Annotated in this window: 15 protein-coding genes; 5 read left to right on the forward strand and 10 right to left on the reverse strand. The window is 66.0% G+C overall.

The features are described 5' to 3' along the window. Positions 1–5: 5 nt before the first annotated feature. From ACIA03_RS07815 to ACIA03_RS07860, 10 genes are all read right to left on the reverse strand, one after another. Positions 6–1,241 carry a CaiB/BaiF CoA transferase family protein gene (locus ACIA03_RS07815; protein WP_396980911.1) on the reverse strand — a complete coding sequence of 412 codons (1,236 nt, stop codon included), beginning with the start codon at positions 1,239–1,241 and terminating at the stop codon, positions 6–8. Further along, complete coding sequence (locus tag ACIA03_RS07820) at positions 1,238–2,827, reverse strand: AMP-binding protein (RefSeq protein ID WP_396980913.1); 1,590 nt, start codon at positions 2,825–2,827, stop codon at positions 1,238–1,240. The genes ACIA03_RS07815 and ACIA03_RS07820 overlap by 4 nt, the downstream gene beginning before the upstream one ends. 72 nt (positions 2,828–2,899) lie before the next feature. Continuing rightward, positions 2,900–3,688, reverse strand: a complete 789-nt coding sequence (locus ACIA03_RS07825; protein ID WP_396980915.1) for an SDR family NAD(P)-dependent oxidoreductase — start codon at positions 3,686–3,688, stop codon at positions 2,900–2,902. 37 nt (positions 3,689–3,725) lie between these two features. Next, entirely contained in the window at positions 3,726–4,496 is a 771-nt protein-coding gene (locus ACIA03_RS07830) for an SDR family NAD(P)-dependent oxidoreductase (protein WP_396980917.1), read from the reverse strand. Then, positions 4,489–5,364, reverse strand: a complete 876-nt coding sequence (locus ACIA03_RS07835; protein ID WP_396980919.1) for an amidohydrolase family protein — start codon at positions 5,362–5,364, stop codon at positions 4,489–4,491. Before ACIA03_RS07835 ends, ACIA03_RS07830 begins: the two co-directional genes overlap by 8 nt. Then, a complete protein-coding gene (locus tag ACIA03_RS07840) occupies positions 5,361–6,329 on the reverse strand; it encodes an acyl-CoA dehydrogenase family protein (protein ID WP_396980921.1) in 969 nt (322 codons plus the stop codon). The genes ACIA03_RS07835 and ACIA03_RS07840 overlap by 4 nt, the downstream gene beginning before the upstream one ends. Then, a complete protein-coding gene (locus tag ACIA03_RS07845; protein ID WP_396980923.1) occupies positions 6,326–7,501 on the reverse strand; it encodes an acyl-CoA dehydrogenase family protein in 1,176 nt (391 codons plus the stop codon). Before ACIA03_RS07845 ends, ACIA03_RS07840 begins: the two co-directional genes overlap by 4 nt. Before the next feature lie 8 nt (positions 7,502–7,509). Continuing rightward, positions 7,510–8,475, reverse strand: coding sequence for an acyl-CoA dehydrogenase family protein (locus ACIA03_RS07850; protein WP_396981793.1), 966 nt, complete (start codon positions 8,473–8,475; stop codon positions 7,510–7,512). Then, entirely contained in the window at positions 8,475–9,623 is a 1,149-nt protein-coding gene (locus ACIA03_RS07855) for an acyl-CoA dehydrogenase family protein (RefSeq protein ID WP_396980925.1), read from the reverse strand. The genes ACIA03_RS07850 and ACIA03_RS07855 overlap by 1 nt, the downstream gene beginning before the upstream one ends. 173 nt (positions 9,624–9,796) lie before the next feature. Beyond that, a complete protein-coding gene (locus ACIA03_RS07860) occupies positions 9,797–10,768 on the reverse strand; it encodes an oxaloacetate decarboxylase (RefSeq protein WP_396980926.1) in 972 nt (323 codons plus the stop codon). Between the two features lie 188 nt (positions 10,769–10,956). On the opposite strand from ACIA03_RS07860, the gene ACIA03_RS07865 reads away from it, so the two are divergent. From ACIA03_RS07865 to ACIA03_RS07885, 5 genes are all read left to right on the forward strand, one after another. Beyond that, positions 10,957–11,979, forward strand: a complete 1,023-nt coding sequence (locus tag ACIA03_RS07865; RefSeq protein WP_396981795.1) for a zinc-binding dehydrogenase — start codon at positions 10,957–10,959, stop codon at positions 11,977–11,979. 137 nt (positions 11,980–12,116) lie between these two features. Further along, complete coding sequence (locus ACIA03_RS07870; protein ID WP_396980928.1) at positions 12,117–13,313, forward strand: acyl-CoA dehydrogenase family protein; 1,197 nt, start codon at positions 12,117–12,119, stop codon at positions 13,311–13,313. Between the two features lie 19 nt (positions 13,314–13,332). After that, positions 13,333–14,277, forward strand: coding sequence for an alpha/beta hydrolase (locus ACIA03_RS07875; RefSeq protein WP_396980930.1), 945 nt, complete (start codon positions 13,333–13,335; stop codon positions 14,275–14,277). Further along, positions 14,264–15,052, forward strand: coding sequence for an SDR family NAD(P)-dependent oxidoreductase (locus ACIA03_RS07880; RefSeq protein ID WP_396980932.1), 789 nt, complete (start codon positions 14,264–14,266; stop codon positions 15,050–15,052). The genes ACIA03_RS07875 and ACIA03_RS07880 overlap by 14 nt, the downstream gene beginning before the upstream one ends. Then, entirely contained in the window at positions 15,046–15,936 is an 891-nt protein-coding gene (locus ACIA03_RS07885) for an SDR family NAD(P)-dependent oxidoreductase (protein ID WP_396980935.1), read from the forward strand. Before ACIA03_RS07880 ends, ACIA03_RS07885 begins: the two co-directional genes overlap by 7 nt. Positions 15,937–15,993: the final 57 nt, after the last annotated feature.

Below are 15,993 nucleotides of genomic sequence, written 5' to 3' on the forward strand. Positions count from 1 at the left end.
CAGTCTCAGGCAATGACCTTGCGCGCGCGCAGATCTGCGATTTCCTCGGCGCCAAGACCGAGACCCTGCAGGATCTCGTCGGTGTGCTCACCATGACCGGGCGCCGGCTTCCAGCCTGCCGTCTCCTGCCTTCCGAACACCACGGGCGAACCGGGCAGCTTCAGCTCCCCCAACCTCGGGTGCGTGGCATCGACGACGTAACCGTTGGCCGCAGCCTGAGGATCGTCGAGCACCTGTGCGAAGTCCTGGACGGGCGCGTAAAGCAGGCCGCGGCTTCGCAGCTCCTTGATCCACGCCTCAGCCGGCCGAGCCAGCAGAAGCGGATCGATGACGGCGTACATCGCCATTTGCGAAGCGCGATCCTCCACGTCCCACTCGTGATCGGAGAGCTGGGGCGCGCCGATCGCGTCGCAGAAGGCCGGCCACAGCTTCCGTCCGGGGTTCGTGCCGACGATCCAGCGGTCGTCCTGGCACCGGTACACCGCCATCAGCGGCGACTTCTGCATCCGGTCGTAGGTCACGATCGGCGCGGTTCCGAGCGCGCTCTGCCACAAGAGCTGGGCGGACCAGAGCAGGGCGCCGGAGCCGTAGAGGGAAACGTGGACGTCCTGGCCCTCACCGCCTTGCCGTTCTCGAGCAAGAAGTGCGGTCACCGTTGCCTGAGCCGCTGTCTGCGCTGTGAGCTGATCGAGTACGACGACCGGCAGCGGCTGCGGTACGTCGTGTCCGGTGACGTGGAACATTCCCGCCATGGCTTGGCCGAGCGTGTCGAATGCGCCCTGTTCGGCCAGAGGTCCGCGAGAGCCGAATCCCGTCACGTTCACATGAACCAGGCCGCGATTCACCTTCTTCAACGACTCGTAGTCGATTCCGAGCTTCCGGGTGCTCGCCGGGCGCAGGTTGGTGAGAAAGACGTCGGCACCCTCCGCGAGGCGCATGACGATGTCTCGCCCCTCCCTCGAGGACAGATCGAGCGCCAGTCCCCGCTTGTTACGGTTCGAGAGCTCGAACATCAAGGACCAGTCTTCGGTGTCGATCGCTTGCGACTTCAGGACGGCCGAGCCGGCCTCGAAGCGCTCCGGATCGCCATCGAGGCTCTCGATCTTGATGACGTCGGCACCGAGGTCACCCAGGATCGCGCCGGCGCCTGGGCCGGCGTGCCAGACCCCTACCTCGACGACAGTGACACCGTCGAGGGGGCGGGCGGGGGCTTCGGTCTTGCCTGGTCGTTTGTTCATCATCGGCTCTCCGTCACTTGACCCGTCTCGCCCCATCGCGATGCCTGGTTCTGGAGCTCCTTCTTCAGCACCTTGCCGCTGGCGTTCATGGGAAGTCTCGACACAATGCAGAACTGACGCGGCACCTTGAAGTTGGCGAGCCGCTCGCGACACCATGCGTGAAGCTCCGCCTCGTCGACATCCTCCGGGGTAGCGGGTACGACGAACGCGAACGGCACTTCTCCGAGCCGCTCATCGGGAAGCCCCACCACTGACGCGGCGTCAACCGCAGGGTGAGCGGTGAGACAGGCTTCCACCTCGGCCGGGTAGACGTTGAAGCCACCGACGATCACCAGATCCTTGATCCGCCCGACGACGGCTAGGTTGCCCCGCTCGTCCAGCCTGCCGAGGTCACCGCTCGCCAGCCAACGCTCGGAGTCCTCGTGGCGGGTCTGACCAGTCCCGGGGTCGAGATATCCCGGCATGACGTTGAAACCGCGCAGAACGATCTCGCCGACCTCATTCACGTCCGCGCGCGACCCGTCGGCCCGTCGAACCTCGAGCTCGACACCGGGGAGCGCCCGTCCGGCAGTCGTCTTGATGACGTCGCGGGGGTCGCCGGAGCGCGTGATCGTCGCGATCCCCGTCCCTTCCGTGAAGCCGTAGGGGATGAAGACCTCGTCGTAGCCGAGCACATCGAACAGCTCGTCGATGAGGGTGGGCGGGATCGAGGTAGCGCCCGTGACACAGGTGCGCAGCGAACTGAGGTCCCGAGTAGCGAGCTCGGGTGAGTTCAGCATCTCCCGGAAGACAGTGGGAGGACCGGGATAATAGGTGATCCGCTCGCGTTCGATCAGTTCCAGTGCCTTCTCGGCGTTGAACACAGCCATCGGGTAGACGACAGCCCCCTGCATCATCGCCGACAGCAACCCGACCATCAGCCCGAAAGCGTGGAAGAAGGGATTGCTGACGAGGAACCGATCCCCCTCCCGCAGACCCGTGAGACCACTCCAGACCCAGTAGGACCGGACCAGAGCCCCGTGCGTCAGCGTCGCACCCTTAGGGCGGCCCGTCGTGCCCGAGGTGAACAGCACCGTGGCGATGTCGTCCGGCTCGATCGATGCGACACGGGACTCCCAGGCGGCATGGGCGGCCGTGCCGGCCAGGAACTCGTCGAAGTCCGGACGCTGGTCGTCGAGGAGCACGATCGGCGGTACGACGTGGAGCGCCTCCGGATCTTCGGCGTGCAGCTTCAGCAGACCCTCGGCGTAGGAGACACCGAGGAAGTCGTCGACGGTGAAGAGCAGTCGCGCATCGCAGTCCGCCAGAACTTGAGCGACCTCGCGCGGCTTGAACCGCGTGTTGATCGGAACCAGGCATGCCCCAGCGAGCTGGATACCGAGGGCACACAGCGCGAAGCGCACCGAGTTCGGCGCCTGGATGGCGACCTTGTCGCCCTTCTGGACACCCACCGCGATCAAGGCACTCGCGACTCGACGTGCTTGTTCTACGTAGGCGTTGAAGTCGAGGCTCTCGCTGTCCGATACCAGCGCTGGTGCTGATCCGTAGCGCTCGGCCGCCCAGGCCGCGGCCTTCGGAATCGTGTCCACGCCATCAGCTGGCAATGCATCCATGGTCCGTCCCTTCGGCGTCGATCGATGTGTTGAGAAGGCTGGGCGCGGTCATGCCATGAGTGCCAAGGGGTATTTCACCGTGGCCCCGCCGTCCACCGAGATGACCTGACCGGTGACGTACGCCGCCAACGGGGATGCCAGCCACACGATTGCCCCTGCGATGTCTGCCGGGGTGGCCAGACGTCCCATGGGAACGGCATCCTCGAAGGCGCCGCGCTTGCCCGAAGACTCGAAGAAGGCGTTCAGCCGAGGGGTGCCCACGATCCCCGGTGCGACCGCGTTGATGCGGATGTCGTCCGGCGCGAGCTCCAGAGCGAGCGACCGCACCAGCGACACCAGTCCTGCCTTACCGGCTCCGTAGGCGGCGTTCATCGGTGAGGACACCACGCCGTTGATCGACGCCACCGCGACATAGGAGCCTGGGCGCGCGAGGACGCGCGCAGCCTCCTGCGAGACGACGAACTGCTGACGCAGGTTCAGCTGCTGCATCACGTCCCAGTCCTCGTCCGTCGTATCCGCCACGGACTTCGGGCGTGCGATCCCGACGACATCGACGACGGTGCTCGGCGCACCCTCGTTCGAGGTGACCTCCGCGAAGAGATCCCTGACGGACTCGCGATTTGTCACGTCGACAGCCGCCGGCACGACACTGTCGCCATAGCCAGCGGCTGCCTTTCGGGCGATTTGCAGGTCGAGGTCCGCAGCAACGACCCTGCAACCGGCAGCGACGAGCAGCTCGATCGTCGCGGCACCGATTCCGGGCCCGCTTCCGATCACAACTGCTGTCATGCCACGCAGGCCCAGCTCGAGCCGGTTGTGCTGGTCAACGTCGCTCACTGCTCTCTCCTTCGTGTTCCAGACGTGGTGTCGGGCGTCATCGGGCAGTCCAGCCGCCGTCGACCGTGATGACCTGGCCGGTGACGTAGGAGCTGGCATCGGATGCCAGGAAGAGGAGTGCGCCATCGAAGTCATCGGGGCGGCCCGGACGGGACAGGAGCGTGTTGGACGTGATCCAATCGTGGATCTTCGGCACCTGGATGATCTCGGAGGTCATCTCGGTCTCGATGAATCCCGGTGCCAGGGCGTTCACGCGGATCCCGAAGCGGCTCCATTGGGCGGCCCACTCGCGGGTGATCGCGTTGAGACCACCTTTTGACGCGCTGTAGACCGCTTGCGGTAGTCGGCCGATACCCACCGATGCCACCATCGAGGAGACACTGACGATGGATCCGGCACCCTGCTCGCGCATGAGCGGGTAGACGGTCTGTGCCATCACGATCGGTGCCACGAGGTTCACGTCGAGCGTCCGTTGGATGTCCTCGAGCGACTCGTCCTCGGCGCGCACGCCACCTGCGATGTAGGCGGCGTTGTTCACCAGCACGTCGATGCCACCCATGACGTCGATCGCGCCGCGAGCCGCGTCACGCGCCTGTGCAGGGTCCGACAGGTCCGCACTCAGTGTGTGGATGCGGCCGCCGAGACTCTCGCTGAGCTCCCTGAGAAGTGGTTCACGGCGGGCGATCGCGGTCACGGTGGCCCCCGCACCCACGAGCACTTCTGCCATCCTGCGGCCGATGCCGACGGAGGCACCGGTCAGGATGACCTTGCGCCCATCCAACCGGAAGATGTCCGTAGTATCAGTCACGCGGCGCAACCTCGATCCCGAATCGATCCAATCCGAAGGCGCGTACAGCGTTGCCCGCCAAGAACTTGTCGGCAACGTGCGGCGGCAGCTCGAGGTCGTCTACCTGCTTCAGAGTGCTGGTGTAGTCGAGCAGCGGCCAGTCGGTCGCGAAGATGCACTTGTCCTGGCCGTACGACCGCAAGTACTTCGCGAACGCCGGCTCGAGGTGCCGCGGCAGCCGGGCCGATGTGTCGATGTAGACGTTGTCGTGCTTCCAGGCGACGTGGATCATCTCGTCCACCCACGGCGACCCGACGTGGCCGCACACGATGCGCAGGTCGGGGAAGTCCAGCGCGACGTCGTCGATGTACAACGGCTGTCCCGTCCGCGACGGGAACAACGGTCCGGTGCCTCCGACCTGGGTGTGCAAGGTGAGTCCGAGCTCCTCGCACTTGGCGTACAGGGGGTAGAAGATCCGGTCCGTCGGGTCCCGACGCAGGTAGAACGGCTCCAGCTTGAAGCCGCAGATGGGGTAGTCCTTCACCAGTTGCTCGAGCTCACGGACCGCCTTCATGACGCCCGCGGAGGGATCGGTCCAGGCCACGCCGACCAACAGGTCCGGGGCGAGCTCGAGGCACCTGAGAACCTCCGACATCGGAGTCGCGGGACCGCCCGACACGAGGGCGAGATCGACGGGCGAGGCCCGCAGCTCGTCAAGCATCGTCTCGATCGGTACGCCGACCATGAGCCGCTCTTCGCCGTACCGTTTGACCACATTGGCCGTCTGGGGTGGCAGCGCGTCGACGACCACGTCGTTCCACGGCTGGATCCAGGCGTCAACCACCTGCACTGCTCTCGAACCCTGCAAGCTCACGTTGGCTGCAGTCATTGGCCGCTCCTATCCTCAACGATCCGAAGGTCAACAAGCCGTGGCAGTTGCTCACCACCTGTGAGTTGCTCCCCCAATGCTGCGGCAAGCGCCACAGGATCGGGGACAATCGCGCCGAGCTTCAGCACACGTCGGATCTTGCTGCCCAACGGGAACTCCTCGGTGAAGCCCATGCCGCCGCAGACCTGCAAGGTGTGCTGGATTGCCAGGTCCACCGCCTCCTGGGTCTTGAGGGCAGCAACCATGAGCTCGATGGCACCGGGGTGATCCCAGACACGTCCGAGAGCTGCGTGTGCCGCTCGCACGGCCACGTGCACGTCGACGAGTCGGTGCTGCACGGCCTGGTATGACCCGATCGGGCGACCGAACTGGTGCCTCTCGCTGACATGGGCCACCGCGATGTCGAGCATCGCTTCGGCGGCACCCAGCCGTTCGTAATGGACCGCGCGGCTCAGCGCCACCACCGTACGAAGAGCCTGCGGCTGTTCGATCAGCTGCACCGTGCGCGCGCGGCGGTCCTTGAGCAGGTGCCAGCCCAGCGTCGGGTCGGCTCCCTCCGTCGGCTGCGAGTCGATGGAGTGAAGGTCGACAACGGCGACGAACGGGTCGGCGACCTCGGATGACCACACGATGACGCGCCGCTCGGGCGGCCCCTCGGTCAGGATCCCGCTGATGTTCCAGTCCGGGGAAGCCGGTCGCTTGTGCCCGCGATCGAGAGTGCACAACGCGGAGGTGTCGTCGCCCGATATGCCCAGTGCGTGCGCCGCAACATGAACGAGCGCACCGGTCTTGACCGTGGTCCGGCCGGCCTCCTCGAACAACGACGCCACAGCGGCGCGCTCGTCATCCTCCAGGAGGTCGACCCACCCGGTCTCGATGAGCTGCTCGGCGGTGACTGCCGATGGTCCACCGGCCAACATCGCTGAGGCGGCACCTCGTAGCTCAGATTCGTTGATGTCAGTCACGATGCCGCCTCTCGGGGTAAGCCCAGAATACGAGTGGCGAGGATGTTCTTCTGGACCTCGACTGCACCACCGTAGACAGAGGCCGCGCGGCTGTAGAACCAGTCGCTACGGAGGTGGTGGGCATCAGCGCCGTCACTCAGCAGGAACCCTGCTTGGTCAACGCTTCGGCAGAGGTCGTGCACCGCCCGTTCTGTCTGGCTGAGCAAGATCTTGTCGACGCTCACTTCCGGACCCAACGGCTCCTCCCTCGCCAGTCGATCGATCGTCGCCGCGCACTTGAGACGCAGGCTGGCGAGCAGTGCGTAGGCATTGCCGAGCTCGGCGAGCTGAGCGGCGCTCAGCTCACGACCAAGAACCCGGATCTGCAGCATCTGATGGAGGATCGCCTGGCGCTGCCAGGCCCACATCCCTCGTTCGTACTGCAGGAGGTACATGGCCACCGACCACCCACCACCGATGTCCCCGATGATGTGGTCGGACGCGACCGCCACGTCATCGAGGAACACTTCGGAGAAGTCCGCGTCGCCCGTGAGCGCCTGCAACGGACGCACGGTGACGCCCGGACTCGACAGATCGACCCAGAACAAGGTGAGACCGCGATGCCGGCTCTCTCGTGAACCCGTCCGGGCGAGGACCGCACACCAATGGGCGAGGTGGCCGAACGAGGTCCACACCTTCTGACCCTGGAGCACCCACGAATCGCCTCGTCTGGTCGCCGTCGTTCGGACGCTTGCGAGGTCGCTGCCGGCCTCAGGCTCGGAGAATCCCTGGCACCAGATCTCCTCACCCGAGAGCAATCGGGGCAGGTGGCGGGACGCGAGCTGCGGTGCGAATCGCACCAGCGCTGGCCCGAGGACCTCCAGTGCCGCCACCGGCTCCGGGAGTACCAGCCCGGCACGGGTCAGCTCGTCGTAGAGCACAGCGCGGTCCACCGCGCTGCCGCCCGATCCACCGGATGACTCGGGCCACCCCTGCTGGTTGATCCCGGCGTTGTGCAGGTACGCCAGCAATGACGTGCCGCGCTGGACGTGCGCGCCCAGGTCGTCCTCAGCGCACACCCTGAAGCCGTCGAGCTCTTGGGGCCGCGCGAAAATCCAGTCTCTCAGAGACTCGGTCGTCCAACTCACAGCCGACGTCCCATCCTCTTCTCTACGGATCTGTCCAGTCTCCACATGATCCCTCAGGCAAGCTCGGCCGGATCGGCAAAGGGGCCAGCCAGACCATGGTCCGCGACGGCATCCGTGAGGAGCTCGAACGTCTGTTCCACCCCGATGGGAAGCCTGCGAACGAGGTGGCTGGCCCGGGACAGGACCGAGACATCCGTTTCGTCGCAAAAGCCCATGGCGCCGTGCAACTGGTGCGTGCCCCGGAGAACGCGCTCGGCCGCCTCGAGGCTGGCTGCCCTGAGCGCCAGAGCGTCCACCAGGGCGGTACTCGCCTCGGTGCTCGCCCACTGTGACCACAGGGTGTACTTGGCAAGCTCCTCGAGCTTGTGCACCTCGACACTGATCTCGGCAATGGAGAAGCCCACCGCCTGGAAAGCCGCCAGCCTGCGCCCGAACTGCTCTCGCTCCTGGACGTACTGCGAAGTATCTGCAACGCACCGCTCCAGCAGACCGAGCAGCCACCAGCCCTGCAGCGTCATCAGCGCCGCAGCCTCAGCGCGCCCATCGGCGCTTGTCGGGTCGTCGTGGGAACGGATGTCGACACGGGTCGCGAAAGCGCCGAGCCGCGTTCCCAGTGGCGCCGAAGCTGCCTGCTTGACCTCATAGCGGTGGCCGTGCGGATCCACCGCTGTCCACGCCAGGTCGAGGTCAGCATGAGCTCCGAGATTGCTTCCCTCTCCGGCGACCAGCAAGAGGCTTCGTGACCGGTCGGCGCTGGCCAGTCGTTCACATACGGGATAAGGCACCGCGAAGCTGCCAGCCGCGCGGGCCACCGTGGCGGCCGCTTCGAACTCGGCGGCATCCGCGTGCGGATCCAGATCCCAGACCCCGAACGGAGTCAGGATCTTCTCGACCGCCTCCGCTCGAGCTCCGGGCTCTTTCTCGGCTGCACGGAACACGTCCAGCCCGCCGGCGCCGGCCAGCGCCTCGGTCACGAACTGCCCCAGCGTGGCCGCATCGGTTGAAATCTGGCTCATCATCACCGCACCAGGCTCCTTGCCAGCAGTTGCTTCTGCATCTCCGTCGTTCCCGACGACACCGTTGCCGCCTGGGCGTAGCGCCAGTGATCCTCCACGGCGTGCTCGAACCGCCGGGACTGGTGGTCGTCTCCCACCGCCGACTGACCCACCAGATCCATCAGCACCTCGGCGACCTCCTGGTCCAGGGTCGTCACCGCGACCCGGTACGCTGCAGCATCAGCGGGATCCAGTCCACCGCGCTCCTGGTGATCGACGACCTTGTAGGCCATCAACCTGGACTGCCGCGCATGCACGAGGGCCATCGCCCATCGCACCCGCAGCGAGGCCGGGATGTCGGCCCACCGGTCCCCCAGTGCCTGCGGAGCCCAGGAGAGCAAGCGTTCGCAGCGGGCGTAACGAGCGATGCCGACGCGTTCGAACGCCAACACGTCGGTGATGATCGTCCACCCCTCGCCGACCTCTCCCAGCACCTGGTCGTCCGGCACGAATGCGTCGGTGAAATACACCTCGTTCAGGTGATGGTTGCCGAGCATGCTCGGCACCGGACGGGCGTCGACACCTGGCTGGTCCATCTTCAGCAGGAAGACTGTGATCCCTTCCTTGCGATCATCGACGGAGCCGGTGCGGGCGAGCAGGAAGCACCACTGCGCCATCCGCGCGTAGGAGGTCCAGATCTTCTGTCCGTTGATCATCCATCCGCCAGGAACCCGCTTGGCCGAGGTCCGCAGTGCCGGGAGGTCCGAGCCCGCGCCCGGCTCGCTGAACCCTTGGCACCAGATGACCTCGCCGGCTGCGATCGGGGGAAGGAAACGCTCGTGCTGCGCGGTCGTACCGTGACGCATGATCACAGGGCCCACCCAGTTGATTCCCATGTACTGGGCGCCTCGCGGCTCGTGGTGAGCCCACATCTCCTCGCGCAGTGCCGTCTGCTCCCAGGTTCCGGCACCTCCCCCACCGAACTCCTGAGGCCAGGCCATCGCCAGCAACCGCTGTCGACCGAGCACCTGACAGAAGCTTTCCGCGATCTCTAGGTCCGCCGGGTCATCGGTGAATGCACCCAAGAACTCCGGCGGAATCGACTCACGCATCAGCGATCGCAGGGTCTTGCGGAGGTCAGTGACCTCCGCCGACTCCGAGTAGCTCAACATCGTGCCTCTTCCTACCTGACCGCGAGCCGAACGGCCGCGGCGCTCATTGACGGATCACCAGCGTAGAAGATCTTTCTAATCTTTGTAAAGATCAATACCTCAGACCGGTTCGTGATCTGGCCCACACCGTATGCGGCGCGTGAGGCCGGCTTGAAACCCGACGACGACCGCCTTCACCGGCACTCCCCGCCCTCAGTCGACGCGGGCCGTTCCGCCAGCGCGTTCCTGGGCTCCGGCATGACCCGCGCCTCCAGCCGGCTCACCTGCTCGTAGGACAGAGCCAGCAGTTCCTCGCCCCAACCGACCCAGCCTTCGGTGCCCTTGAACGTGTCCATGTGGGCGCGGTAGTCCTCGATTGGCGCCAGCTCACCACTCGCTGCCACAGCGCGAAGGAGCTGCCAGACCTCGTGCACACCCGGCAGGATGAACGGGATGATCTGAATGGCCTGCCCCATGGCGGTCAGCCGCGCTACGGAGGGCGTCGGACCGGCCTTCCTGCTGGGGATCGCATAGGCGGGCCCAGGCGTCTCCCGGAGCACGGTCTCGACATCTCGCCAGGAGTCGAGCCCTTCGTAGAAGATGACGTCGACATCCGTCTCGGCACGGTAGAGCAAACCGCGCCGGATCGCCTCGTCGAGGCCGCCACCGATGGCGCCATAGCCGTCCGTACGAGCGACGACGACGAAGTCGGGATCGACCCTTTCGCGCTCCTCCACGGCTGCTGTCAGTCGGCCGATCGCCTCCACATCCGACACCAGGCGAATTCCCGCGCGCCCACCAGCCTTCTTCGGCTCAGCCTGGTCCTCCAGGTGGATCCCGGCGACACCCGCGTCAATGAAGGATCGCGTCGTACGCTGCACGTTCACGGGGCCGCCATAGCCGGTGTCGGCATCACAGAAGACGGGGATGTCAACGGCTCGGGCAACCTTGGCCGCATGGTCCACGACTTCGGTCATCGTCAGATACCCGACGTCCGCCATCGCGGTGAGCCACCACGACGAGAGTCCTCCGGAGACCTCGAAGGCCTTGAACCCAGCCTGCTGGGCCATCCGGGCATGGAGCGGCAGGACACCGAACGGCATCAGGCTCGTGTCGGGAGACTCGAACAGCGCCCGCAGGCGAGCCGCCTTGTTTCCGCTGGTCATTGCTGTACGTCCTGTCCACGTGGCTCGCGAAGCGCTATACTCACATTCATTGTATAGTTTGGCGGCGGCGCCAGCGAGGAGTCAAGGTGGTCAGCTCAGCAACTGCACTAGTGCAGATCGGTCCCGAGAAGCAGGAGTTCCAAGAGATCCCCTTCCCTGTGCTCCCACCAGGGGCCGCCCTCCTGCGAGTGGAGGCGAATGGGATCTGCGGCAGTGACGTCGAGTCGTTCCTGGGCAAGGACCCAACATTTCCACCGGATGACCCCGACCGCTACCCCCGCATCAACGGCCACGAGATCGTCGGCGTCATCGAGGACCTCGGGCCGAAGACCAAGCATCGCGAGAACCTCAACGTCGGCGACCGGGTCGCTGTCAACCCGGTCATCCCGTGCGGCAGATGCGTCTCGTGCAGCGATGGCCGCCACCACATGTGCAACGGACAGCGCTTCTCGCCTGCCATCTACGGCTTCGTGCCCATGAGGATCGAGCCAGGTCTTTGGGGGGGATACAGCACCCACGTCTACATTGACCCAGATACGGTCCTGTACCCCTTCCCCGCAGACTTCGACCCGCTCGACGCGACCCTGTGGAATCCGTTGGGCGGAGCAATCCAATGGTCGATCCTCACGCCCAACCTGAAGCTCGGTCAGTCGGTCATGGTCATCGGCACCGGGCAGCGCGGGCTCGCCTGCGTCGCTGCGCTCCGGGCCGCAGGAGCGGGCACGATCATCGCGACCGGGCTCTCCACGGATCGACACAAGCTCGATCTCGCCCTCGAGTTCGGTGCGGACGCAGTAGTGGACGTCGAGACAGAAGACCTACTCGAGGTCGTGCGGCAGCACACCCGCGGCGATGGGGTCGATCTCGTCGTGGACACCGCGCCGCGAACCACCCGGACAACACAGCAGGGGATCGATGCGTTGCGGGCCGGCGGGACCTTGGTGAACGTCGGAATGAAGACCCCCACGATGGACGGCTTCCCCATCGGCCGCATCACGTCTCGCAACATCAGCGTGATCGGCGCGGCCAACACCAGCATCGCGGCCTATCGCACGGCGGCCGAGATGTTGGTCTCCGGACGGGTGCAACTCCGGAAGATGCGCACGCATGTCTTCGGATTCGATCGCTTCGAGGAGGCCCTACAGACATTGCAAGGACGCGTCAAAGGGGCGAAGGCGATGAACGTCGTCGTCACCCCCACGTTTACATGACGTCGGCGAAGCGATGACAGTTTCATTTTTATCTGTGTAAGTATTTACATGGATGAAATCTAGGCGGTAATTTCGATCGGGCCAGCGGGAACGCCCCGCGGGCTTGTGTCAGATGACGTGAGAGAGGGTGGCGACAGGTGACGCTCATCGATACCCCGGAGGTCAGCACCGAAGTGGACTTCCTGGAGCGGGCGAGGTCGATCGCCGGGATCATCGAGGCCGAGGCCGAGGCCGGAGAGAAGGCCACCGACGTCACCGACGTCGCCGGCCAGGCGCTGGCCGACCAGGGCCTGTTCTGGATGTTCGCACCCCGCGAGTACGGCGGCGGGCAGGTCGACATCGTCACCGGCCTGAAGGTGATCGAGGAGATCTCCCGCGCCGACGGCTCCACCGGCTGGGTGCTGATGGCCACCTCGATCGGCACCCGGAACGCCTCGTTCTTCATGCCCCAGAAAGGGCGGGACGAGCTGTTCGGGGGTCCGCAGAAGGCGATCTGCGCAGGCTATGCCGCCCCACTGGGCACCGCCACCGAGACCGAAGGCGGGCTGATCGGCGGCGCCGAACGACTCCATTTCGCCAGCGGCTCGAAGTTCTGCAGCCACCTGGCCGTCACCGTGCGGGTCCTCAACCCCGACGGCACCCAGAAGATGCTGAACGAGAACGCCCCCGACATCCGAGCCTTCTTCGCCCCGATGGAGAAGATCGAGATGCTCGGCAACTGGGACGTGATGGGCCTGGTCGGCACCGGCAGCTACGACTACGCCCTACCCGAGCAGTTCCTCGACGAGAACTACACACTGCGTTCGACCTTCTGGACCGACCCCTCCCAGCCCGTCGTCGGCTCCGAGCTCGACCGTGCCGCGATCGGGTTCGCCGGCCACATCGGCGTCGTGCTCGGCCTGATGAAACGCTCCCTCGAAGAGGTCTCCCGGATCGTCACCGGCAAGACCCGCCAAGGTTACCCCGACGGCGTGGACCACCACCCAGTGTTCCTGAAAGAGCTCGCCGAGGCCGACGCCAAGTACCACTCCATCCGCGCCTACGCCCACGCCATTCTCCGTGAAGCCGAGGAAGCCGCCCACACCCACGGCGAAGTCCCCGCCGAACTCACCGCCCGGATCCGCCAGGTCACCACCTGGGTCCACACCATCGGCACCGACGTCATCAACTTCGCCAGCCTCTGGGGAGCGACCCAAACCTTTCGCAACCCTAGCGTCCTCGGCCGCCTCACCCGCGACATGACCGTCGCTCGCAACCACCTCGCGGCCGATCACATCGGCCTCGTCCAATCCGCCATCCCCATCCTCAACTCCTGGCGCCAACCCACCACCTGAACCACGAGAGGAGACAGCCATGGCAAGCAGCGAGTCCGAGAGCCTGACCCGCCTCTTCACCTCCTGGAACGAGCGCCGCGCGGTCAACCAGAACGAGCCGATCGGTTTCCTCCGCAGCATCTTCAGTGAGTGGGGCGCCGTCACCGCGGAGGCGCCGGGCGTGTGGTTCGAGTCCGTCGACTCACCCGTGCCCGGTATCCGAGCAGTTCCGACAGATGCGGACCCGTCCTCCGCCATCCTCTACATCCACGGCGGCGGATACATCGGAGGCGGCTCCATCAGCCACCGGAAGCTGGCAGCCCACTTCGCCAGGGCCATCGGGGCCGCTGCGTTTGTCCCCGACTACCGGTTGGCTCCCGAGCACCGATTCCCCGCGCCCCTCGAGGATGTACGCACCGCCTTCGACTGGCTCGTCGAGGGCGGCATCGCGCCGTCGCGCATCGTCGTCGCGGGCGACTCTGCCGGTGGCGCGCTCTCAACGGCGCTGGCCCAGCAGCTGCGCGACAACGGGAGCGCCGTTCCGGGCGCAGTCGTCACGCTGTCGGCGTACTACGACACCGAAGGACTGGGCGAGAGCTTCCACACCAACGTCCAGAACGATCAGCTCGCCGGCGCTCGCGGTCGTGCAGGCATCCAGGCCAATGTCGCCATGTTCATCTCCGACGAGGCGCAGCGCACTCATCCATACGTCACCGCACTCCGTGCGGACGCGCGTGGACTGCCACCCCATTTCCTCAGCGTGGGTGGCGCCGAACTGCTCGTCGACGGCGTCAAGATGTTCGCCCAGAAGCTTGCTGACGCGGGCGTGGCGCACGAGCTCGAGGTCGTCCCCGAGATGCAACACGTCTTCCAGCTCATGGCGGGTCGGGCACCGGAGTCAGACGCGTCGATCCAGGCCATAGCACGGTTCGTGCGATCCCACGTTCCGGTCAAGTCGATGGAGACGATGCATGCCTCTGCTTGAGCAACCCTTCTCCCTCGCCGGGCGTTCCGCGGTCGTCACCGGAGCTGGACGCGGCATCGGGCGGGGCATCGCAATCGTGCTCGCGAGCGCAGGCGCGCGCGTCTGGGTGACCGACATCGACGAAGCCGGCACGAAGGCGACCGTCGAGGAGATCCGGAGCCATGGCTGGGCAGCAGAGAGCGCTGCGCTCGACGTCTCGGACGCGGAGGAGACCGCACGGGTCGCCGACCTCGTGGCCGACGCGGCCGGCGCGCTCGACATCTGGGTCAACAACGCAGGGATCATCGGCGATGCTCCCCCGTCGCAGGTCTCCGACGAGGAGCTGCTGCGGGTATGGCACGTGAACTTTCTCGGAGTGAGCCACGGTTCGCAGGCCGCGGCACGTCATATGGTCAGTAAGGGGCGGGGCGTGATCGTGAACATCACCACCGGAGGCGTCGACAAGCCAATGGACACCGTGAGCGCGTACACCTCGTCGAAGGCCGCTGCGCACCAATACACCAGGTCGCTCGCACTCGAGCTCGCGCCCCAGGGAGTGCGCGTGAACGCAGTGGCCGCGGGCTGGGTGGAGACGGGGATCACCCGCCGCCATCACGACAACGACGAGGTCGACCGCGAGCGGACGCTCCAAGCCACGGCGACGCGCACGCCGCTCGGGTTCGTCGGCGACGAGTTCGACCAGGCGTACGCCGTGCTCTACCTGGCATCCGATGCGGCACGCTTCGTCACCGGGACCGTGCTGCGTCCCAACGGCGGAACGAGCATGCCATGGTGAACACGACGGGAAGGCGTGGCTTCCGGGGCGCGGCTGTCGTCACTGGAGCGGGCAGCGGCATCGGTCGATCGATCGCGATGGCACTCGCCGCTCGCGGACTGGGCGTCGTTGTCGCCGACGTCGAGGATGACGCGGCGGACGCCGTCGCCAAGGAGATCGTGGAGTCGGGCCACCGAGCGATCGGCCTTGGCGTGGACGTCCGCGACAGGGACGCCGTCGAAGCGATGGCTGACCGAGCAGAAAACGAGTTCGGCCCCGTCTCGGTGCTGGTCAACAACGCCGGAGTCACCCTTCGACCGTTCCGTGCATCGTGGGACACCAGCGATCAGGACTTCCGCTGGATCATGGATGTCAACTTCTGGGGAGTCGTCAACGGGCACATGGCATTCGTCCGCCGCATGCTCAACGGGTCGGGGGAACGGCACATCGTCAACACGGCCTCCACCGCGGCCATTCATCCCTTCGCCGGACACTCCGCCTATTCGGCGTCCAAAGGTGCCGTCGACGCTTTCTCCGTCGCAGTCCGTGCCGAGCTCCAGACCCAAGGCATCGGCGTGAGCGTGCTGTACCCGGGCCCGATCAAGACCCGGATCACCAGCAGCGCACGTCTCCGTCCCGAGTCCGAGGCGACCGAGTCGACCTCCGTCAAACCGTGGAGCGACTACGTCGGCACGTCCGGCAACAATCTCGTCGAGACCGCTGATGTCGGCGGTCGGCTGCCCAACCGGGCCAGCATGCCCTACGAGATCATCGACAGCGATGCCGTCGGCGAGATCGTGCTCGACGGCATCGACAATCACCGGCCTTACATCCTGACGCATCCTCCGCACGAGGATCTGATCGAGCTGCGGCGCAACGAGCTCATCGACGGACGGCCGCGCTGATGAGGAGGAACCCGTAACCCGGGATCCCTGACGTCTTGGATGCGCAACCGGACCGAC

It is taken from the genome of Nocardioides sp. NPDC051685 (genome assembly GCF_044453405.1).
Taxonomy (GTDB): domain Bacteria; phylum Actinomycetota; class Actinomycetes; order Propionibacteriales; family Nocardioidaceae; genus Nocardioides.

Excerpts from the sequence above, each read along its gene's own strand:
- ACIA03_RS07815 (WP_396980911.1), bottom strand. The coding sequence starts at position 1,241 with ATGATGAACAAACGACCAGGCAAGACCGAAGCCCCCGCCCGCCCCCTC.
- ACIA03_RS07885 (WP_396980935.1), top strand. The coding sequence starts at position 15,046 with ATGGTGAACACGACGGGAAGGCGTGGCTTCCGGGGCGCGGCTGTCGTC.
- ACIA03_RS07855 (WP_396980925.1), bottom strand. The coding sequence starts at position 9,623 with ATGTTGAGCTACTCGGAGTCGGCGGAGGTCACTGACCTCCGCAAGACC.
- ACIA03_RS07835 (WP_396980919.1), bottom strand. The coding sequence starts at position 5,364 with ATGACTGCAGCCAACGTGAGCTTGCAGGGTTCGAGAGCAGTGCAGGTG.
- ACIA03_RS07875 (WP_396980930.1), top strand. The coding sequence starts at position 13,333 with ATGGCAAGCAGCGAGTCCGAGAGCCTGACCCGCCTCTTCACCTCCTGG.
- ACIA03_RS07880 (WP_396980932.1), top strand. The coding sequence starts at position 14,264 with ATGCCTCTGCTTGAGCAACCCTTCTCCCTCGCCGGGCGTTCCGCGGTC.
- ACIA03_RS07860 (WP_396980926.1), bottom strand. The coding sequence starts at position 10,768 with ATGACCAGCGGAAACAAGGCGGCTCGCCTGCGGGCGCTGTTCGAGTCT.
- ACIA03_RS07850 (WP_396981793.1), bottom strand. The coding sequence starts at position 8,475 with ATGATGAGCCAGATTTCAACCGATGCGGCCACGCTGGGGCAGTTCGTG.